At 71.8% G+C, this 19,866-nt stretch carries 15 protein-coding genes; 7 read left to right on the forward strand and 8 right to left on the reverse strand.

The window, feature by feature from the left end; all coding sequences use genetic code 11:
- Positions 1-59: 59 nt before the first annotated feature.
- The 6 genes from ACQ452_RS22965 to ACQ452_RS22990 form a co-directional block, all read right to left on the reverse strand.
- Positions 60-662: a GTP-binding protein gene (locus ACQ452_RS22965; RefSeq protein WP_433387219.1), complete on the reverse strand. Its 603-nt coding sequence runs from the start codon at positions 660-662 to the stop codon at positions 60-62.
- Complete coding sequence (locus ACQ452_RS22970) at positions 643-1,032, reverse strand: DUF742 domain-containing protein (protein WP_433387221.1); 390 nt, start codon at positions 1,030-1,032, stop codon at positions 643-645. Before ACQ452_RS22970 ends, ACQ452_RS22965 begins: the two co-directional genes overlap by 20 nt.
- Entirely contained in the window at positions 1,022-1,441 is a 420-nt protein-coding gene (locus ACQ452_RS22975) for a roadblock/LC7 domain-containing protein (RefSeq protein WP_433387222.1), read from the reverse strand. The genes ACQ452_RS22970 and ACQ452_RS22975 overlap by 11 nt, the downstream gene beginning before the upstream one ends.
- Positions 1,441-3,897 carry a sensor histidine kinase gene (locus tag ACQ452_RS22980; RefSeq protein ID WP_433387224.1) on the reverse strand — a complete coding sequence of 819 codons (2,457 nt, stop codon included), beginning with the start codon at positions 3,895-3,897 and terminating at the stop codon, positions 1,441-1,443. Before ACQ452_RS22980 ends, ACQ452_RS22975 begins: the two co-directional genes overlap by 1 nt.
- Positions 3,898-4,126: 229 nt before the next feature.
- Positions 4,127-5,617: a catalase gene (locus ACQ452_RS22985; protein ID WP_433387226.1), complete on the reverse strand. Its 1,491-nt coding sequence runs from the start codon at positions 5,615-5,617 to the stop codon at positions 4,127-4,129.
- Between the two features lie 30 nt (positions 5,618-5,647).
- Positions 5,648-6,067 carry a Fur family transcriptional regulator gene (locus ACQ452_RS22990; protein ID WP_433387228.1) on the reverse strand — a complete coding sequence of 140 codons (420 nt, stop codon included), beginning with the start codon at positions 6,065-6,067 and terminating at the stop codon, positions 5,648-5,650.
- A 197-nt stretch (positions 6,068-6,264) separates the two neighbouring features.
- On the opposite strand from ACQ452_RS22990, the gene ACQ452_RS22995 reads away from it, so the two are divergent.
- From ACQ452_RS22995 to ACQ452_RS23015, 5 genes are all read left to right on the forward strand, one after another.
- Entirely contained in the window at positions 6,265-6,858 is a 594-nt protein-coding gene (locus ACQ452_RS22995) for a hypothetical protein (RefSeq protein ID WP_433387230.1), read from the forward strand.
- A 10-nt stretch (positions 6,859-6,868) separates the two neighbouring features.
- A complete protein-coding gene (locus tag ACQ452_RS23000; RefSeq protein ID WP_433387232.1) occupies positions 6,869-7,861 on the forward strand; it encodes a hypothetical protein in 993 nt (330 codons plus the stop codon).
- A gap of 161 nt (positions 7,862-8,022) precedes the next feature.
- Complete coding sequence (locus ACQ452_RS23005) at positions 8,023-9,681, forward strand: sodium:solute symporter family protein (protein WP_433387234.1); 1,659 nt, start codon at positions 8,023-8,025, stop codon at positions 9,679-9,681.
- Between the two features lie 16 nt (positions 9,682-9,697).
- Positions 9,698-10,006, forward strand: coding sequence for a hypothetical protein (locus tag ACQ452_RS23010; protein WP_433387236.1), 309 nt, complete (start codon positions 9,698-9,700; stop codon positions 10,004-10,006).
- An 86-nt stretch (positions 10,007-10,092) separates the two neighbouring features.
- Positions 10,093-10,446, forward strand: a complete 354-nt coding sequence (locus tag ACQ452_RS23015; RefSeq protein WP_433387238.1) for a hypothetical protein — start codon at positions 10,093-10,095, stop codon at positions 10,444-10,446.
- Between the two features lie 112 nt (positions 10,447-10,558).
- Here ACQ452_RS23015 and ACQ452_RS23020 read toward each other — a convergent pair whose 3' ends face one another.
- Positions 10,559-12,325: a glycoside hydrolase family 6 protein gene (locus ACQ452_RS23020; protein ID WP_433387240.1), complete on the reverse strand. Its 1,767-nt coding sequence runs from the start codon at positions 12,323-12,325 to the stop codon at positions 10,559-10,561.
- A gap of 527 nt (positions 12,326-12,852) precedes the next feature.
- Between ACQ452_RS23020 and ACQ452_RS23025 the strand changes: the two genes are divergently transcribed.
- Together ACQ452_RS23025 and ACQ452_RS23030 are read left to right on the forward strand one after the other, a co-directional pair.
- A complete protein-coding gene (locus ACQ452_RS23025) occupies positions 12,853-13,980 on the forward strand; it encodes a hypothetical protein (protein WP_433387241.1) in 1,128 nt (375 codons plus the stop codon).
- Between the two features lies 1 nt (position 13,981).
- Positions 13,982-14,641, forward strand: a complete 660-nt coding sequence (locus tag ACQ452_RS23030) for a class F sortase (RefSeq protein ID WP_433387243.1) — start codon at positions 13,982-13,984, stop codon at positions 14,639-14,641.
- 86 nt (positions 14,642-14,727) lie between these two features.
- Here ACQ452_RS23030 and ACQ452_RS23035 read toward each other — a convergent pair whose 3' ends face one another.
- Entirely contained in the window at positions 14,728-19,806 is a 5,079-nt protein-coding gene (locus ACQ452_RS23035) for an NAD-glutamate dehydrogenase (RefSeq protein ID WP_433387244.1), read from the reverse strand.
- Between the last annotated feature and the right edge of the window lie 60 nt (positions 19,807-19,866).

Here is a 19,866-nt window from a genome sequence, read left to right on the forward strand (position 1 = left end):
CGCGAAAGCCGCGGGAAATTCGGGCGGATCGCGGGGAGCCGACCGCCCGGCCCGCCGGCTCAGCCCGTGGACACCGGCTCGCCGCGCTGCCGGGCCACGTGCTCCACCAGCGCGATCAGCACCTCCTTGCCCGACTGCCGGTCCCGCGCGTCGCAGAGCACCAGCGGCACGTCGGCATCGAGATCCAGCGCCTGGCGTACGGTCTCCAGGCTGAACCGCCGGGCGTCGTCGAAGCAGTTCACCCCCACCACGAACGGGACGCCCCGCTGCTCGAAGTAGTCGATCGAGGGGAAGCAGTCGGACAGCCGGCGGGTGTCGGCGAGCACCACCGCACCGAGCGCCCCGAAGGCCAGCTCGTCCCAGAGGAACCAGAACCTGTCCTGGCCGGGGGTGCCGAAGAGGTAGACCTGGAGATCGTCGTTGATCGTGATCCGGCCGAAGTCCATCGCCACCGTCGTGGTCGACTTCGCCTCGACGCCGGAGAGGTCGTCGGTGCCGATCCCGGCCCCCGTCAGCACCTCCTCGGTCTGCAACGGCCGGACCTCGCTCAGGGCGCTCACCAGCGTCGTCTTGCCCGCGCCGAACCCCCCGGCAATGAGGATCTTCAGCGCGAGCGGGACCCGTGGGCCGGATCCGGTTCGGTCATAGCGCACGGAGTCCACTGACCACCGCCTTGAGGATGTCGTCGTCGGGCAGGTACGCGGTGGGCGGCGGCTGGTGCACCGCGACCAGCCCCCGCGCCAACAGGTCGCCGAGCAGCACGCGGACCACGCCGACCGCGAGGTCGAGATCGGCGGCGAGTTCCGCGACGGGGACCGGCCGGGCAGCCAGTTCCACCAGCCGCCGGTGCTCGGGGTGCAGCTCCGGATGGGCGGTCGGGTCGGCGGCCGGGTCGGCCAGCACGTAGGCGACCAGGTCGAAGCCGTCGCCGGCCGGGGAGACCCGGCCGCCGGTGAGGGTGTAGGGCCGCACGACGGGGCCGGCGTCGTCGTCCAGCCACTCGTGCTGGGGCCCGGGTGACTCAGCCCGCATCGGCGGTCCCCGTCGCCGGCCGTGGCGGGGCGCTCAGATTCTCCCCGACCCGGGTGACGAGCATCGCCATCTCGTACGCCACCAGGCCGATGTCCGCGTCCGCGTCGCTGACCACGGCCAGGCAGGCGCCCTGCCCGGCGGCGGTGACGAAGAGGTACGCCGACTCCATCTCCACCACGGTCTGCCGGACCGCCCCGCCGGCCACCTGCCGGCTCGTGCCGCGGGCCAGGCTCGAGAATCCGGACGCGAGCGCGGACAGGTGCTCGGCGTCGGCCCGGTCCATGCCGGCGGAGGAGCCGACCAGCAGCCCGTCCGCCGAGAGCACCACCGCCTGGCGGGCGGGTGGTACCCGCTGCACCAGTTCGTCGAGCAGCCAGTCGAGATCGGCGCTCGGCCTCGTCGGATGCATCAGGCGTCCCTCTCAGTCACGGTCGTCGGTTCGGGAACCGCCGGCGACTCGGCCGGCGTCAGGCTTGGCTCGCCGCGTGGCACCGCCGGCCGGTCGGCGGTGCCGGCGGCGGCCTGCCCCGCAGCGGTGTCGCCGGCCGCCGCCCGCCCACGGGCGGTGCCGGCCTGCAGCGCGGACATGATCCGTCGGGCCTCCTGCGGGCTGCGCGGGGTGGGGCTCTCGCGCACCGGTTGCCGCAGCGTCGGGCCGTCCAGCGCGCCGGGCCCGCCTGCGGCGCGGGCCGACGGCTGCCCACCGGGCGGGTCCGTGGCGGGCCCCGAAGGCCGGGCCGACGGGGGCCGCCGGCGCACCCGGCGGGGCAGCCCGTCGATCTCACCCACCGTCTCGGCGGGGGCGGGGCCGCCGGCCGCACCCGGGTGGGGGCCGGCGTGCGCCGAGGCGGACCGGGGCGGGGCGGGGCGGGCCGGGCGGGGCAGGGTACTCAACCGGCCCGCCCGGGCCAGCCGCCGCTCCTCCTCCGGCGACGCCACCGGCCGGCGCGGCGCCGCCGGGGCACCGGCCGGCGTCAGGGGCGGCTCGTCGGTGACCAGGTCGGCGGGGATGAGCACCACGGCGGTCAGCCCGCCCCCGTCGGACGGGCGCAGCCGCACCCGGACCCCGTGCCGGGCGGCCAGGCGGGCCACCACGAAGTGGCCGAGCCGGGCGGTCTCGGTCGGCTCGAAGTCGGGCGAGCGGGCCAGTCGCCGGTTCGTGTCCGTCAGGGCGGCTGCGGACATGCCGAGGCCCCGGTCGGTGACCTCCACCGCGTAGCCGTTCGCCACGCGCTGCCCGGAGACCTCGACCCGGGTCCGTGGCGGCGAGAACGCCGTGGCGTTCTCGATCAACTCGGCGAGCAGGTGGATCACGTCGCCGACGGCCCGCCCCAGCACGGCGGCGGGCGTCACCGTGCTGATGTCGACCCGGTCGTACGACTCGACCTCGGAGATCGCGCCCCGGACGAGGTCCACCGCCGCGACCGGGTTGCGCCAGCCCCGCCCGGGGGCCGCGCCGGCCAGGATGACCAGGTCCTCGGCGTGCCGCCGCAGCCGGGTGGCGAGGTGGTCGACGCGGAACAGCTCGGCCAGCTCGTCCGGGTCCTCGCTGTGCCGCTCCATCCGGTCCAGCAGCGCGAGCTGCCGGTGCACCAGCCCCTGGCTGCGCCGGGCGAGGTTGAGGAACACCTCGTTGAGGCCCCGGCGCAGGGTGATCTCGTCGACGGCCGACTGGACGGCGGTGCGCTGCACCTCGGTGAACGCCCGCGCCACCTGGCCGATCTCGTCGCCGCCGTACTCCAGCGGGGGCGCTTCCCGGGCCACGTCGACCTGCTCGCCCCGGCGCAGCCGGGCCACCACCTCCGGCAACCGGTGCTCGGCCGTCTCCAGCGCGGCCGTGCGTACGGCGGTGAGCCGGTGCGCGAGGTGGCGACCGACCCGCAGGGACACGAGCACCGAGACCACGACGGCGACGAGTCCCAGCAGCCCGGCGGCGCCGAGCCGGACCAGGATCCGCACGGCCGTCGGCACCGACCGGTCGGCGAGCCCGTCGGCCTGCGCCAGCTCGAACTCCCGCAGCGTCTGCTGCACCTCCTGGTAGCTCTCCTGCCAGGCCGCCGGGTCCAACGTCGGCCGGCTGGACGAGCCGCCGTCGACGAGCGCGTCCTGCAACGTCCGCAACCGGCCGAAGGCCGCCCCCTCGCTCATCCGCTGGAACGCGGCGCGCTCGGCGTCCGGCAGGTCGGCGACCGCCGACTCGGCGAGGAACCGCTGGTTGGCGACGGTCCGCACCAGTTGGAGGTGCTCGCCGGGGGCGAACCGGCCGGCGGTGAACGCCCCGGCGAGCAGGGCGTCGGTCTGCCCGAGCAGTTCCCGGGAGCGGCCGAGCGCGGTGACGGCGAGCGCCTGCCGGTTGAGGTTACGGTCGGGCAGGTTGGCCATCGCGGAGAACGTCTGGAAGGCCGCGTCGACCATCCCGCTGTAGAGCCCGACCGCGCCGGCCCGGTCCACCGCCCGCCGGTCGATGAACCCCCGCCCGGCGGGCAGCGCCGCCAGCGCGGTGACCAGCTGGTCGAGCCGGGTGTCGAGGAGTTCGTCGGCGGCGTCGCGCAGATCGTCCCCGCCGACCCGGCGGCGCAGCTCCGCGACCGCCTGGTCGGTGCGCTGCCGCTGCTCGACGAGCGCGGGCAGGGGGCCGTCGCCGGCCAGTTGGACCACCGAGAGCCGCCGCTCCCGTTGCAGCTCGGCCACCACGGTCTCGCCGGGACGGCCGAGGTCGTAGAGGAGGGTACGGGCGGCCAGCAGGTCGAGGGCGGGTCCGAAGGTGAGCGTGGTGGCGAAGATCCAGAGCGCCAGCAGCGCGGTCACCGGCACGACGACCAATGCGGTCAGCTTGGAGCGGATCGGCCAGTCGCGGGTGTTCAATCAGACCTCACCGGAAGTGGCTGCGGAGGCGCCGGCGCCGGCCGGGCGGCATCGCGGTCGGACGGTCCCTTCCTTCGATGCCGGGGCGGTCCGGCGGACGCCTTGGGCAGGATACGTAATCCTCGCCCGAATGCACTACCGTCCGTCGCGTCGGGCCCACCCGGACGAACGTCCACAGTCGACGAACGCCCCGCCGGAGACCGGCGGGGCGTTCGTGTGACGGTGCGGGTCAGGCGTCGACGGAGATGCCGAGGCCCTCGGCGACCCGGCGACCGTAGTCGGAGTCGCACTGGCTGAAGTGCCAGACCATCTTCTCCTGGATGTGCTTGTCGCACTGGCCCAGCAGGGTGGTCAGGTTGAGGATCAGGTCGTCGCGCTCCCAGTCGGCCATCTCGCGGAAACGCCGGCCGGCCTGAGCGTAGTTGTTCTGCCGCTCGATCGGGGCCTTCATGATCTGGCCCGACACGAACGGACGGTACTCCCGGTAGGACTCGTCGGCCTCCCGCAGGCCGGCCACCGAGGACGGCTCGAAGTTGATGTGCGGGTTGCCGCCGCGCTCGTCCACCCCGTACGACATCTGGCCGCCACCCTGGTTGGTGCTGACCCGCACGTCCTCGCGCGGCCGGTTGACCGGCAGCTGGAGGTAGTTCGGGCCGACCCGGTAGCGCTGGGTGTCCGAGTAGGAGAACGTCCGGCCGACCAGCATCTTGTCGTCGGAGAAGTCGATGCCGTCGACAAGCACGCCGGTGCCGAAGGCGATCTGCTCGTTCTCGTTGTGGTGGTCGGTGATGTTGCGGTTGAGCGTCATCATGCCGACCGGCAGGTAGGGGAAGTCCTCCTCCGGCCAGATCTTGGTGTCGTCGAGCGGGTCGAAGTCCAGCTCCGGGTGCTCGTCGTCGCTCATGATCTGGACGTTGAGCTCCCACTTGGGGTGCTCGCCGCGCTCGATCGCCTCGTAGAGGTCCTTGGAGGCGTGGCCCAGCTCGGTGGCCTGGATGGCGTCCGCCTCGGCCTGGGTCAGGTTGTGCTCGCCCTGCTGCGTCATCCAGTGGAACTTGACCAGCACGCCCTCGCCTTCGGCGTTGACGAGGCGGTAGGTGTTCACCCCGGAACCGCGCATCGTGCGGTAGTTCTTCGGGATGCCGTACGGGGAGAAGAGCCAGGTCAGCATGTGCATCGACTCGGGCGTGTTCGACATGAAGTCGAAGATCCGGTTCGGCTCCTGGCGGAAGGTGACCGGGTCCGGCTTCAGCGAGTGGATCACGTCGGGGAACTTGATCGCGTCCCGGATGAAGAAGACCTGGAGGTTGTTGCCCACCATGTCCCAGTTGCCGTCCTCGGTGCGGAACTTCACGGCGAAGCCGCGCGGGTCGCGGGCCGCCTCGGAGGAGTCCCGGCCGCCGATGACGGTGGAGAAGCGGATGGTGACGGGGGTCTTCTTGCCCCTGGTCTGGAACAGCTTCGCGCGGGTGTACTTCGACGCCGGCTCTTCGCCGATCGTCCCGTACGCCTCGAACTCGCCGTGGGCGACGAAGCCACGGGCGTGCACCACCCGCTCCGGGATCCGCTCCCGGTCGAAGTGGCTGATCTTCTCCAGGAAGTGGTAGTTCTCCAGCGTCGCCGGGCCGCGCGAGCCGACCGTCCGCTGCTGCTGGTTGTTGTGCACGGGGTGACCCTGACGGGTGGTGAGGATCGGCTTGCTGGCCTGCGGGTCGCTCATGAAACTCCTCCTGCTCGGTGTGGCCGTGCGTCAGTCGTGCCGCGGCCGGCATCCGGGGCACCGGCCCCAGTAGGTGACCTCGGTGGCCTCCACCGCGAAGGCGGAGTCCCCGGGGTCGAGGCAGGGCCCGGGGGCCCGGTGACGCCGGGTGTCGACGATCGTGCCGCAGTCCCGGCAGACCAGGTGGTCGTGGTCGTCCCCGCCCAACTCGTAGCGGGCCGGCCCGCCCGCCGGGGCGAACCGGCGCAGCAGGCCCGCGCCGGTGAGCGCGTGCAGGACGTCGTAGACCGCCTGGCCCGAGATGCGCCCCAGGCGGACCCGGGCGAGTCGGGTGATCGTGTCGGCATCCAGGTGCGGCCGGTCGCGCACCGTCGCGAGCACCGCGAGGCGGGGGCGTGTGACACGCAGCCCCACCGCCCGCAGGCGTTCGACGTCGGATCCGACCGGCATCATCCCACCCTGGCGCGTTTTCTGGAATGAGTCAAGTTTTGGTGTCCGCTCACCCTGTGTGACTCGTCATGTCGGCCCGGGATCCGCCCTCCGCCGGCCCGTACGCGAGCCGCGCCACCGGTTTCGTCAGGAAAGTGTCCCGGAACGGGATTGGCGATCAGTCGACAGAGGGAATACCACCTGACGAAGGAGGAGCCATGTCGCCCACGCAGGTAATCGTCATTGTTCTCGTCGTGCTGGTGATCGCGGCCGCCGCCGTGGCCGCCCGTTCGTACGCCCGCCGCCGTGCGCTGCGGTCCAAGTTCGGGCCCGAGTACGACCGCGCCGTGACCGAGAAGGACAGCCGGACCGCCGCCGAACGGGAGCTGCGGGAGCGGGAACGCCGCCACGCGGAACTCACGCTCACTCCGCTCGCCCCCGAGTCCCGGGCGCGCTACGCCGCCGCGTGGGAGGAACTCCAGGTCCGCTTCGTCGACTCCCCCGCCGAGGCCGTGGGCGACGCGGACGAGCTGGTCACCCGGCTCATCGCCGAGCGGGGGTACCCCACCGGCGAGTTCTCCGACCATGTCTCCCACCTCTCCGTCGAGCACGCCCGCACGCTGGGCCACTACCGCGACGCCCACGAGATCCACAAGCGCAACGCGCGGGGCGAGGCGAGCACCGAGGAGCTGCGCCAAGCCGTCGTCCACTACCGCGCCCTCTTCGCCGACCTGCTCGGCGAGGAGCCGGTCGCGGCCCGGCCGGCCGAACCGGGCAACCCGGACACCCCACACGACGCCACGAGCCGCTAGGAGGATCACCATGCGCCAGGAAGAGCAGCGAGTGGAGAACGAGCACCCCGAGGCCGTCCGTTCCGAGCCCGTACCGGTGCCACCGCCGGGTGACCGGGCCGGCCGGACCGACGTGCCCGAGGACGCCCTCGACGACCGGGGCACCTTCGACGATCCGGCCGCCGGCGACGACCGGGGCCGGGGCGACGCCGAAGTGGCCCACCACCGGGGCGACGCCGGGTCGGCCCACCACCCGGGCGACGCCGAGGCGTCGTCGCACGACCGGGACGACGCCGGGGCGCAACGCGCCCGGGGTGCCGACGGCGACCGGGACGAGTTCCACGAGCCGGGGCCGGTGCCGACCGCCTTCGGCGCGACCAGCGTCGGCGGCGCGGTCGCCGCGTCGGCCCTGGCCAACCCCCGGCCGCAGGACGAGCCCGACCCGCGTACGGAGTCGACCGCGCGGCCGGGCGACGGCGCCGTGGACGACGACGCCCGGGAGGGCCGCCGGGCGGATCCGACCGCCGGGTTCCACCGCCCCGTCGGGCTCGGCGACGACCGGGAGGCGCACCACGGCGACCCGGACGCCACCGACGACCGCCCCGGGCGGCGCGCCGACCCGACCGACGGCGACCCGGAGGCCGGCGCGGCCGGCTACGGCAGCGCCGCGCCCGCCCTGGTCGACCCGGACGCCGGACACGCGCCGGCCGCGCACGCCGGGACCGGCCGGTCGACGGACGAGACCGTGGCAGCCGAGCCGGCGAGCCTCTTCGAGCCGGACATGGCGCAGGACTTCCGGGACCGCTGGCGCGACGTCCAGCTCCGGTTCGTGGACGACCCCCGCGCGGCGGCCGGGGAGGCCCAGTCGCTTGTCGACGAGGCCATCCAGGCGCTCTCCTCGGCGCTGTCCGCGCAGAAGAACAAGCTGAGCGGCTGGCAGGACGCCGGCTCCGCCGACACCGAGCACATCCGGATGGCGCTGCGCCACTACCGCGACTTCCTCGACCGCGTGCTCGGGCGCTGACAGCTTCCGACGGGCGCCCCCGGCCAGGTGGCCGGGGGCGCCCCCGCATGTCCGGGTGGGGTGGATAGCGCGGGTTTCGCCGCCGCAGGCGTGAAACCGACCACGTGGGGTAATCGGACGCGCACTGGATCCGGCGCGCACGGTCGACGAGGGGTTACGGGATGGACGGCGATAGCCTGCGGCTGAACTTGAACGTCCTGGACTACGGCATCCTGATGCTCTATTTCGTCACCGTGCTCGCTGTCGGCTTCGCCGCCCGTCGCGCCATCCGGACCAGCGTCGACTTCTTCCTCTCCGGCCGCTCGCTGCCGGCCTGGGTGACGGGCCTCGCCTTCGTCTCGGCCAACCTGGGGGCGTTGGAGATCATCGGCATGGCCGCCAACGGCGCCCAGTACGGCGCGATGACGCTGCACTACTACTGGATCGGCGCCGTGCCGGCCATGGTCTTCCTCGGCATCGTGATGATGCCGTTCTACTACGGCTCGAAGGTCCGCAGCGTTCCCGAGTACCTGCGGCTGCGGTTCAACCGCCCCACCCACGTGCTGAACGCGCTCAGCTTCGCGGTCGCCCAGGTGCTCATCGCGGGGGTGAACCTCTACGCCCTGGCGCTGATCATGCAGGCGTTGCTGGGCTGGCCGCTCTGGGTGGCCATCGTGGTCGGCGCGGTGATCGTGCTGGCGTACATCACTGTGGGTGGGCTCTCCGGGGCGATCTACAACGAGGTGCTCCAGTTCTTCGTGATCATCGCGGGTCTGCTGCCGATCACGATCCTGGGTCTGGTCAAGGTGGGCGGGGTCTCCGGCCTGATGGAGGCGGTGCGCGAGTCCAAGCTGGGCGAGGCCGGGCTGCACACCTGGCAGGACACCGGCACCACCGCCAACCCGCTCGGCGCCCACTGGATCGGCATCGTCTTCGGTCTCGGGTTCGTGCTCTCCTTCGGCTACTGGACGACCAACTTCGCCGAGGTGCAGCGCGCGTTGTCGGCCAAGAACATGAGTGCCGCCCGCCGCACGCCGATCATCGCCGCGTACCCGAAGTTGCTGATCCCGGTGGTCACGGTGATCCCCGGCCTGGTCGCCCTCGTGACGGTGCAGGGCCTCGGCGCGGAGAGCGGCGACCTGGTCTACAACAACGCGATTCCGCTGCTGATGCGCGACCTGCTCCCGAACGGCGTCCTCGGGATCGCGGTGACCGGCCTGGTGGCGTCGTTCATGGCCGGCATGGCGGCGAACGTCAGCGGCTTCAACACGGTGTTCACCTACGACCTCTGGCAGCAGTACGTGCGCCGCGACCGCCCCGACGAGTACTACATCCGCATCGGCCGCTGGGCGACGGTCGGCGGCGTGGTGGTGGGCATCGGCACCGCGTTCATCGCGGCCGGGTTCAGCAACATCATGAACTACATCCAGGCGCTCTTCTCGATGTTCAACGCGCCGCTCTTCGCGACCTTCATCATCGGCATGTTCTGGCGGCGGATGAGCGCGGCGGCCGGCTTCCTCTCCCTGCTTCTGGGCACCCTGGCGGCGCTGGCCACCTACGTGCTCTACAAGGCCGGCGTGGTGCACTTCAACTCGGACCTGGAGGAGAGCTTCTGGGGTGCCGGGATCGCGTTCGTCACGGCGGCCGTCGTCGCCATCGCGGTGACCCCGTTCACCTCGAAGAAGCGGGACCAGGACCTGCGCGGGCTGGTCTACGGCATGGGCGCCGTCGACGTGCAGGGCGACCTGCTGCGCTCAGACGCCGTCTGGTGGCGCTCGCCGGTGATCCTGGGCCTGATCGCGGTGGCGCTGTCCCTCCTCCTCTACGTGCCGTTCTTCTAGGAAGGGGCGCTCGGCCATGAGCATGGACAACCTCAACCCGCACGGGCACGACCAGTCGGTGGGGGCCACCGAGGAGGCCCGCCGCCGGCCGGCCACCGCCCGGCAGTTCGACATCCGCCGGGTGATCGGTGGCCTGTTCACCGCGTACGGGGCGATCGTCACCCTGATCGGCGTCTTCGACGGCGACTCCGCCATCCAGAAGGCGCAGGGCGTCCGCATCAACCTCTGGGTGGGCCTCGGCATGCTCGTCTTCGGCGTGCTGATGCTGCTCTGGCAGTGGCGCAATCCGATCGAACCGCCGGACACCTCCGGCGAGGAGCACTGAGCGCGCCCCCGGCATCCGGCATGGGCCCCGCCACGGCGGGTACAGCAGCGGATCAGGAGACCACCTGGTGACGGGAGGGCAGGGACATGACGGATCGTGACCGGGACCGACCGCTGGAGGAGAGCCCGGAGGTGGCCGCGGCGGTCGATGACGACACCGGCATCCCGCAGTTGACGACCGGGGGCGGCGCCGACCCCGACACCCCGTCGTTCAGGGACCCCGCCGACCGGCCGGACGCGGCGGGCGGTGACGAGCTGATCGGCAACGCGTACGCGGCCGGCACCGGCCCCGACAACGTCCGCACCGGCGCGGAGCAGCCCTGGGAACCGGAGGACCTGGTGGCGGCCCGGGGGCAGGACCTCACGCCGGAGAACGTCGAGCGGGCCCGTCGGGATCTCACGGAGCTGGGCCGCGCGGCGATCGAGAAGACGGTGCCCTGACCGGCGTACGCGAGGGGGCCCCCGGCCCGACCGTCGGACGGTCGGGCCGGGGGCCCGGGGAACCTGCCGCTGGAGCGCCTCACCTACTGCCAGCGGCGGGCGGGCTCCGATGTCAGAGCGCCGGGTACGCGTTCTGCATGAGCTGCGCGAACTGCGCGGCGAACCAGGCGCCCGAGATCGGGGCGTCCGGCAGGGCGCCACTCATGCTGTTGCCGTTGCGGGCGTTACCGGTGTAGGTCGGGTCGCACATCCGGTCGAAGCCCTTGCCCTCGTTGTTCGGGATCTCCTTGCTGGAGCCGTCCGACTCACCCGGGGGCTTGACCCAGACGTAGGCGTCGATGCCCGGCTCCGGCGCGGCCTTCGGGCGCTCGCCGAGGCCGGCCCCGGCCTGGTTGCACCAGTTGCCGGCGTGGAACCGACGGTCCACCCGGCCGCCGTTGACGTACGTGTCGACGTTTGTCGTCGCGCCCGGGCCGGTGGGCCGGGCGGAGCCGCCCCAGCCGTTGCGGGAGGTGTCGATCAGCATGCCGATCTTCGAGTCGAAGCCCTTGGCCACCAGCTCGTTGCGGAACGCCTGGGCGAACGAGAGCTCGTCGACGTAGAAGTTCCAGTCGATCCACTTCGACTGCCGCACGCTGGTCCCGTTGACGTTGTCGGTGATCTTGATGTGGGGCTCGCGCAGCGCCGAGTAGTTGGCGGTGTTGACGATGAAGCCGTGCACGTTGTTGACCGTGCTGCCGGAGGCGACGGCGGCGTCCTTCAGGATCTGCGCGGTGGGGCTGAAGTTGCTGTCCCAGCCGATCCAGCCGTGGTGGGCGGCGTCGATGTAGTTGTAGACGTTGCCGATCGCGCCCAGCTTCGACAGGGCGTACCCGACGCCGTTGACGTAGGCGCCGTTGGCCTTCACCGTGTCGCACATCGCGGTGCCGCCCGGGTTGCCGGAGGTGTTGGTCACCAGGTTCGGCAGCGAGTCGATCTCGATGATGTTGACGATCCGCAGGCCGGCGTACTTCGGGTCGCCCTGGATCGCGGCGATGGGATCGATGTACTCGGCCTTGTATCGCGGCAGTTCGTCGGCGCGCAGCTCACCGTTCGAGGCCAGTGCGGCGCAGTCACGGCCGGGCAGGTTGTAGATGACGAACTGGATGTACTCCGCCCCCTGCTCCAACGCCTTGTCGAGGTGGTTGCGGACCCCCATCGCCCCGTTGGAGCTGCTGTCGGGGGTGCCGTTGATGGCGGCGATCCGGTCGATCCACACGGCGGTCGGGTTGTTCGACACCCGGTTGCCGCCGGACACCGATTCGGCCTTGGCCTTCCACTCCGGGTTCACGTACCCCTGCGCGTTCAGGTAGGGGTTGTCCACCCGCTGCCCCGGCGGCGGCGGGGTGGTGGGCGGCGGTGTCGTCGGCGGCGGCGGGCTGCTGGGCGGCGGGGTGGTGGGGTTGGTGCCGCCACCGTTGCAGGTCACCCCGTTGAGGGTGAACGTGGTGGGCTTCGGGTTGCTGCCGCTCCACGCGCCGTTGAAGCCGATGCTCACCGTGGCACCGCTGGCGAGCGCCCCGTTCCAGGGCTCGTTCTGCGCCGTGACGTTCTGGCCGGTCTGCGCCCAGCGGGCCGACCAGCCCTGCTGTACGCGCTGGCCGCCGTCGGGGAAGGTGAAGCCCAGCGTCCAGCCGTTGAGGGCGTCCCCGGTGTTCTTGATGTTGACGGAGGCGGTGAACCCGCCCTGCCAGTCGCTGGTCGTGTACGACACGTCGCACTGGGTCGCGGCGTGCGCCATGGTGACCGGCAGGGTCACCAGCCCGCCCGCGACCAGGGCGCCCGCGCCGCCGAGCGCGAGGGCCCGGCGGGGGCCGGACAGCCTTCTCCACACATTCATGCCACTGATCTCCTTGGGCGAGACCGGATCCGCGAACGGCCCGGCGATACGGCCCGGTGGGCGTCCTGCGCGGACGTCCGCCGGCACCACGGGGTTCTTTCGGGGGTGCCCGACCCGGACGGGCGTTCGGTGGTGGTCCGGCCGGCGACGTGGCCGGCCGGGAGGCGGGATGGTCGTCCGGCGAACCGGTGCCCTCGACCCCTGCCTGCGCGGTGTGGCTCCCCGAACCGCGTGCAGCGATTCTTGCATGGGAGCGCTTCCATGGCAATGCCTCGATGCGATGCGTAACCGGACGCGACCGGACGCCGCGGCGTCGCCGGCCGGAGCACGCGAGCGCACGCCGGAGGGCGGTAACCGCTCGACGAAGCGCTGAAAGCCGCCAAAGCGGCGTAGCCTCCCAAGGTTCACTACCCTCGCGAAGGGGCAAAACGCGAATCTTTCACTTCATAGCTCGTGAAAGCGTCTAACGTCGTCGGTAGCTCGGTTGTCGCCGGGCTCAGGACAAGAGGGATGGAGTGACGCAGGTCATGGCAAACAAGATGCTCGGGAAGGTCGTTGCGGGCGCTGCCCTCGGTGGTGCCTCCCTGCTCGTGTTCACGCCGGGGATCGCGTTCGCGGACGGCCACCACGAGGACCAGGGCAAGGTCTACGCCAAGCCGCACGTCGTCAAGGCGGGCGACACGGTCAAGCTCCTCGAGGTCTGCCCGGATCGTCAGGAGCACGCCTTCGTGTGGTCGAAGGTCACCGGCAAGGTCAAGCTCAAGCCGGCCGAGAACCGCGACGACTGGCGTGGCGGGGAGGACGGCTCCCGCGAGCACGACAAGGGCAAGGACCACGAGGACAAGGGCCACGAGAACGGCAAGGACGAGAACGGCAAGGACAAGGGCAAGGACGAGAACGGCAAGGACGGCAAGGGCAAGGACGAGAACGGCAAGGGCGAGAACGGCAAGGGCGAGAACGGCAAGGACGGCAAGGACGACAACGGCAAGCCCAAGCCGCCGGCCGGTCCCGGCCAGCCGCAGCCGCCGGCGAACGGCGGCCAGCCGCCCGCCAACGGCGGCCAGCCGCCCGCCAACGGCCAGGGCGGCGGCGCCGCTGACGCCGCCGGTCACGAGGGTGACCACGACTGGAAGGGCTACGAGCACGACCAGGACGCCGAGGGCGACCGCGGCGACAAGGGTCACGAGTACGACCGCGAGGGCCACGACTGGTCCGGCTCGGACGAGAACGGCTGGTCGGGCGAGGGCTCCGAGGGCAACGGCAGGGACCACGAGAAGAGCTGGTCCGGCGAGAAGTCCGAGGGCGACCGCGGGTACGGCTCGGACGAGGGCGACCGCAAGGACCACGAGAAGAACGGGTCCGGCGAGGAGTCCGAGGGCAACGGCAAGGACGGCTGGGAGCACAAGCGGGACTTCGTCTACTACGGCGAGGCCGAGGTCTCCGAGCACGCCAAGCCGGGTCGCTACGAGCTCAAGGGCTCGTGCGGCGAGGGCGAGCTGGTCGTGCTGCCGCGCGGCGGGGTCGACGGTGGTGACGGCGGCGTCGCCGGCACCGACCGGGGCCTGGCCGCCGGTGGGGCGAGCCTGATCGGCGCGGCCGCCCTGGGTGGTCTGGTGCTGATGCGCCGGCGTCGGACCGATGAGTCCGTCGCCTGACATGACGGCGACACCGGCCGGCGGCCGTCACGGGAAACCGTGGCGCGCCGCCGGCGCGGCCGTCGTCGTCGTGGTGGCCATGGTCGGTGCCGGCCTCGTCGGTGCCTCGTTCGCGACCGCGCCCGCCCCCCGACCCCCGCAGCCCCTGACCGCGCCCGCCGGCACCGGCCCGGACGCCGGCGCGGACCCGGACGTCGCGGGCCTGCCCCGCTCCGCCCCCACCACGATCACCATCTCCCGGATCGGGGTCGATGCCGCCATCATGCCCCTCGGCACCAACCCGGACGGCACCGTCCAGGTGCCCCCGCTGGAGCGGGCGCAGCTGGCCGGCTGGTACGAGCCGGGACCCAGCCCGGGCGAGGTCGGCAACGCGGTCATCGTCGGGCACGTCGACTCGGCCGAGATCGGGCCGGCGGTCTTCTTCTCCCTCGGCGCCCTGCAACCGGGCGACAAGGTCACCGTCACCCGGGCGGACGGGCGGCGGGTCACCTTCACCGTCGAGCTGGTCAAGGCGTACCCGAAGACCGAGTTCCCGACCGAGCAGGTCTACGGGCCCGACGACCGTCCCGGCCTGCGCGTCGTGACCTGCGGCGGGATCTTCGACGAGGCGACCGGCAGCTACCCGGACAACGTGGTCGTCTTCGCCTCCATGTCGGCGTGAGCCGGGACGCACCGGCATGAGCCGGGTCGGGCACGACGAGGTCCGGCCGGTCGGTTTCCCGACCGGCCGGACCGTTCGCGTACGCGTCAGGAGGCGGCGGAGGTCCGCACCAGGGTGCGGATCTGGCGCAGCAGCACCGACAGGGCGGCGAGATCCGCCCGGGACTCGTCGAACTCCCCCATCGCCCGCTCGGCGCGGTGGATCGAGGTGGCGTTCGACTGCTCCCACTGCAGCACCCGCTCCTGCGGCGGCAGGGAGTCACCGGTGGAGTCGAGCACCTCCACCGTCAGCGCGGCCAGCGCGGCGTACAGGTCGTAGCGCAGCGCCATCCGGGCCAGCGTCTGCCAGCGGTCCTCCCGAGGCAGCAGGGAGATCTTCGACAGCAGCGAGTCGACCCGGAACCGGTCGGAGAGCACGAAGTAGACCGAGGCCACCTCGCCGACGTCGCGTCCGCTGCTGGCCGACGTCTCGACCACGTCGAGCAGGCCGAAGCTGTACATCAGCCGGGTCGCCTGCTCGGCCAGGTCGCGCGGCAGCCCCCGCCCGGTGAGCGAGTCGATGTGCGCGGCGAGCGACTCCCGCTCGTTGCCGTGGAAACGCTCCTCCAGGTCGGGCAGGAGGCGGGCCACCCCGTCACGCAGCCGGGCGATCTCGGCCGGCACGTCGATCGGTGAACGGCGGTTGGTGACCAGCCACCGCACCGCCCGGTCGACCAGCCGACGGGTGTCCAGGTAGACGCTGGTCTGCAACTCGGGGGCGACCTTGTTGTCCAGGGCCTCCACCGCGTCCCACAACGCACCCAGCCCGAACACCTCGCGGACCACCACGTACGCCCGGATGACGTCCGCCGCCGAGGCGGCCGTCTCCTCCACCACACGGAAGACGAACGAGATGCCGCCCCGGTTGATCGCCTCGTTGACCAGCACCGTCGTCACGATGTCGCGGCGCAGCCGGTGCTGCCCCATCCGGTCGGCGAACCGCTCGCGCATCGGCGTCGGGAAGTAGTTGACCAGGACGTCGTTCGTCCAGGGCTCGTCCGCGAGGCCGTCGGCCAGGATCTCCGTCTCAAGAACGATCTTGACGTACGCGAGCAGCACCGCGAACTCCGGCGCGGTCAGCCCCGACTCGGTGCGCACCGCCAGCTCGTCGTCCGGCGGCAGCGCCTCCAGGGACCGGTTGAGCGCACCGGAGCGCTCCAGATCGGTGATCATCCGCCGGTGCACCGGCAGCAGCGAGGCGGCCTGCGCCTGCGCGTTGTTGATCGCCCGGGCCTGGTCGTAGTTGTCCCGCAGCACCAGCTCGGCGACCTCGTCGGTCATCGCCGCGAGCAACTCGTCGCGGTCGGGCAGCGTCAACGCGCCGTCGGCGACCGCCGTGTTCAGCAGGATCTTGATGTTCACCTCGTGGTCGGAGCAGTCCACCCCGGCCGCGTTGTCGATGAAGTCCGTGTAGATCCGCCCGCCGGTCTGGGCGTACTCGATGCGGCCGAGCTGGGTCCAGCCCAGGTTGCCGCCCTCGCCCGCCACCCGGCACCGCAGGCTGCGCCCGTCCACCCGGATCGCGTCGTTGGACTTGTCGCCCACCTCCGCGTTGGTCTGGCTGGAGGCCTTCACGTACGTGCCGATGCCGCCGTTCCAGAACAGGTCGACCGGCGCGGTCACGATTGCCTTCATCAGCTCCTGCGGGGAGAGCTGCGTCACGTCGTCGTCCAGGCCCAGCACCTCGCGGACCTGCGCCGAGATCGGCACCGACTTGGCGGTACGCGGGTGCACCCCGCCGCCGGCCGAGATCAGCTTCGGGTCGTAGTCCTCCCACGACGAGCGCGGCAGCTCGAACAGCCGCCTCCGCTCCGCGTACGAGGTGGCGGCATCCGGATCCGGGTCGAGGAAGATGTGCCGGTGGTCGAACGCGGCCACCAGGCGGATGTGCTCCGAGAGCAGCATCCCGTTGCCGAACACGTCGCCGGACATGTCGCCGACCCCGACGACCGTGAAGTCCTCGGTCTGGGTGTCGTGGCCCAGCTCGCGGAAGTGCCGCTTCACCGACTCCCAGGCGCCCCGGGCGGTGATGCCCATCTTCTTGTGGTCGTAGCCGGCGGAACCCCCCGAGGCGAACGCGTCGCCGAGCCAGAACCGGTGCTCGGTGGAGATCTCGTTGGCGATGTCGGAGAACGAGGCCGTGCCCTTGTCCGCCGCGACCACCATGTACGGGTCGTCGCCGTCGTGCCGGACCACGTCCTCCGGCGGCACGATCTCGCCGGCGACGATGTTGTCGGTGACGTCCAGCAGCGCCGAGATGAACTCCTTGTAGCAGACGACCGCCTCGTCCCGGTCCCCCGGCTTCTGCTTGAGCACGAAGCCGCCCTTGGCGCCGACCGGCACGATCACGGCGTTCTTCACCATCTGCGCCTTGACCAGACCGAGCACCTCGGTGCGGAAGTCCTCGCGGCGGTCGGACCAGCGCAGCCCGCCCCGGGCCACCGGCCCGAACCGCAGGTGCACGCCCTCGAAACGGGGCGAGTACACGAAGATCTCGAACTTCGGCCGCGGCGCCGGCAGGTCCGGGATCGCCTGCGGATCCAGCTTCATTGCCACGTACGCCTTCGGCCGCCCGTCGGCGCGCTTCTGGTAGAAGCTCGTCCGCAGGGTGGCCTGGATCAGCGTCAGGTAGGAGCGCAGGATCCGGTCCTGGTCGAGGCTGGCGACGTCGTCCAGTGCCTCCCGGATGTCGGCGACCAGCTCACCGCTGCGCTGCTGGCGCTGCTCGTGACCGTCCGAGCCGGGCGCGAACCGCACCTCGAACAACTCCACCAGCAGGGCGGCGACCTTCGGGTACGCGATGAAGGTCTGCTCCATGTACTCCTGGGAGAAGACCGCCCCGGCCTGGCGCAGGTACTTCGCGTACGCGCGCAGCACCACCACCTGCCGCCAGGTCAGACCGGCGCGCAGCACCAGCTCGTTGAAGCCGTCCACCTCGGCCTCGCCCCGCCACGCCGCCGCGAAGGCGTTCTCCACGTGCGGGCGCACCTCGGCCAGCTCCTGGTGCCCCTCGGGCAGCCGCAGCCCGAAGTCGTACAGGTAGACCCGGCCGTCGATCCGGTCCACCTCGTGCGGGTGCTCGTCGACGACCTTGACGCCGAGCGAGTGCAGCACCGGCAGCACGGCGGAGAGCATCATCGGCTCGCCGTAGCGGTAGACCTTGAAGCGGACGTCCATCGCCTCGTCGACGTCCGGGCCCCGACCGCCGGCCCGCGGCGCGAGCTGCTTGCGGAACAGGTGCATCTCCAGCTGGCCGGGCTCCTCCAGCAGCTCCAGCTTCGCCAGGTCCTTCATCGCCTCGTACGGCGTGTGCCCGTCCTTGTAACCCTCGGGGAAGGCGTCGGCGTACCGGGTGAACAGGCGCTTGGCCTGCTCGTCGCCGAGCTTGCGCTCCAGCACCAGCCGGTAGTCGTCGTCCCAGAGCCGGGTGGCGTCGGCCAGCTCCTCGGCGAGCAGGTCGGCGTCGATGTCGCCGCCGGACCGGCTCGGGTCGGTACGGACGATGAAGTGCACCCGGGCGAGCATCGACTCGGTGACCCGGGTCGTGTAGTCGACCCCGACGCCGTTCAGCTCGCGCAGCAGGATGTCCTGCATGCGCAGCCGGTTCTGCGTGGTGAACCGGTCCCGGGGCAGGTAGATCAGGCAGGAGATGAACCGCCCGTACGCGTCCCGGCGCAGGAACACCCGTAGCTGCCGCCGGCCGGCCATCCGCAGTACGCCGATCACCGCGTGGTAGAGGTCCTCGGTCTTGATCTGGAACAGCTCGTCGCGCGGGTAGGTCTCCAGGATCTGCAACAGGTCCTTGCCGGAGTGGCTGCGCTGGCTCAGGCCCGAGCGGTCCAGCACCTCGGCCACCTTGCGGCGCACCACCGGTAGCTGCTGCACGCTGGTGCGGTACGCGGCCGTCGAGAACAGGCCCAGGAAGCGCCGCTCGCCGACCACCTCGCCGGCCTCGTTGAAGATCTTGAAGCCGATGTAGTCGAGGTAGGCGGAACGGTGCACGGTCGCCCGCGAGTTCGCCTTCGTGATGATCAGCAGGCGCTTCTCGGTGACCTTGTCGTGCGCCTCGGGCGTCATCGACGACAGCGGCCGGGCCTCCGGGGAGTCCTGGCGCAGGATGCCCAGCCCGGTGCCGAGCACCGCCTCCAGGGCCTGGCCGTCGCGGTGCTCCCCGCCGCCGGCCGCCGGCTGCTCGGTGTCGACCAGCCGGTACTCCCGGTAGCCCAGGAAGGTGAAGTGGTCGTGGGCGAGCCAGCGGAGCAGCTCCACCGAGTCCGTGATGTCCTTCTCCGGCACGGGTGGGCGGTTGTCCGACGTCCGCGCGCCGGCCAGCTCGTCGGCGAGGGCGAGGGCCCGCTGGCGCATCTTCGGCCAGTCCTCCACCGCCTCCCGCACGTCGGTGAGCACCCGTTGCAGCTCCCGGCGCAGTTTGGCCCGCTCGTCGGCGTCGCGTACGGGGTCGACCTCGACGTGCATCCAGCTCTCGACCAGGTCACCGTCGATGGCGTCGTCGGGCTCGACGTCGGCGGAGACCTCGACCAGCCGGCCCAGCGGCTCGCGGCGCACGACCACCAGCGGGTGGACCAGCAGGTGCACGTCCAGGTGGTGCGAGTTGAGCAGGGCGGTCACCGAATCGACCAGGAACGGCATGTCGTCCGTGACGATCTCGATGACCGTGTGGTGCTGGTCGGCGTCGGGCTCGTGGATGCGCAGCTTCAGCTCGCCCGGCACCCGCTGCTGGGCGAGGTCGCGGTGCGCGCGGGCCGCCTCCAGCATCTCCTCGGCGGTGAAGCCGATCAGCTCCTCGTCCGGCGCGAACCGCCAGAAGCGGCTGACCAGGATCGCGGCGTCGTGGTCGTCGCCGGCGAGGGCGACGGCCTGGGCGACCAGGCGCTCCGCGTTGGGAACCGGCTCGTCGAGCTCGTTGTCCTCCACGTCGTCGGCCAACGCGTCGACCGGCAAACCCAGGTCATAGAGGGTGTCGATGCTCGAACCGGTCATCCCGGTCACTCCTGTGTCGAGTCGGCCGAAGCCGTCCCCATCGGTCGCCGAATCAAAGCTGTCGTCCCGGCCGGTGTCATCCTGCCGGAGGTCGGGTCCCGGTTTGATCGCCGGACGCCGGTCCATCGGTGCCACTCCCCTCGACCCACCGCATTGTGGGTCACTCTGCCGCCCAGCCTAGGCCCT

This window comes from Micromonospora sp. KLBMP9576 (assembly GCF_050941805.1).
Classification (GTDB): domain Bacteria; phylum Actinomycetota; class Actinomycetes; order Mycobacteriales; family Micromonosporaceae; genus Micromonospora.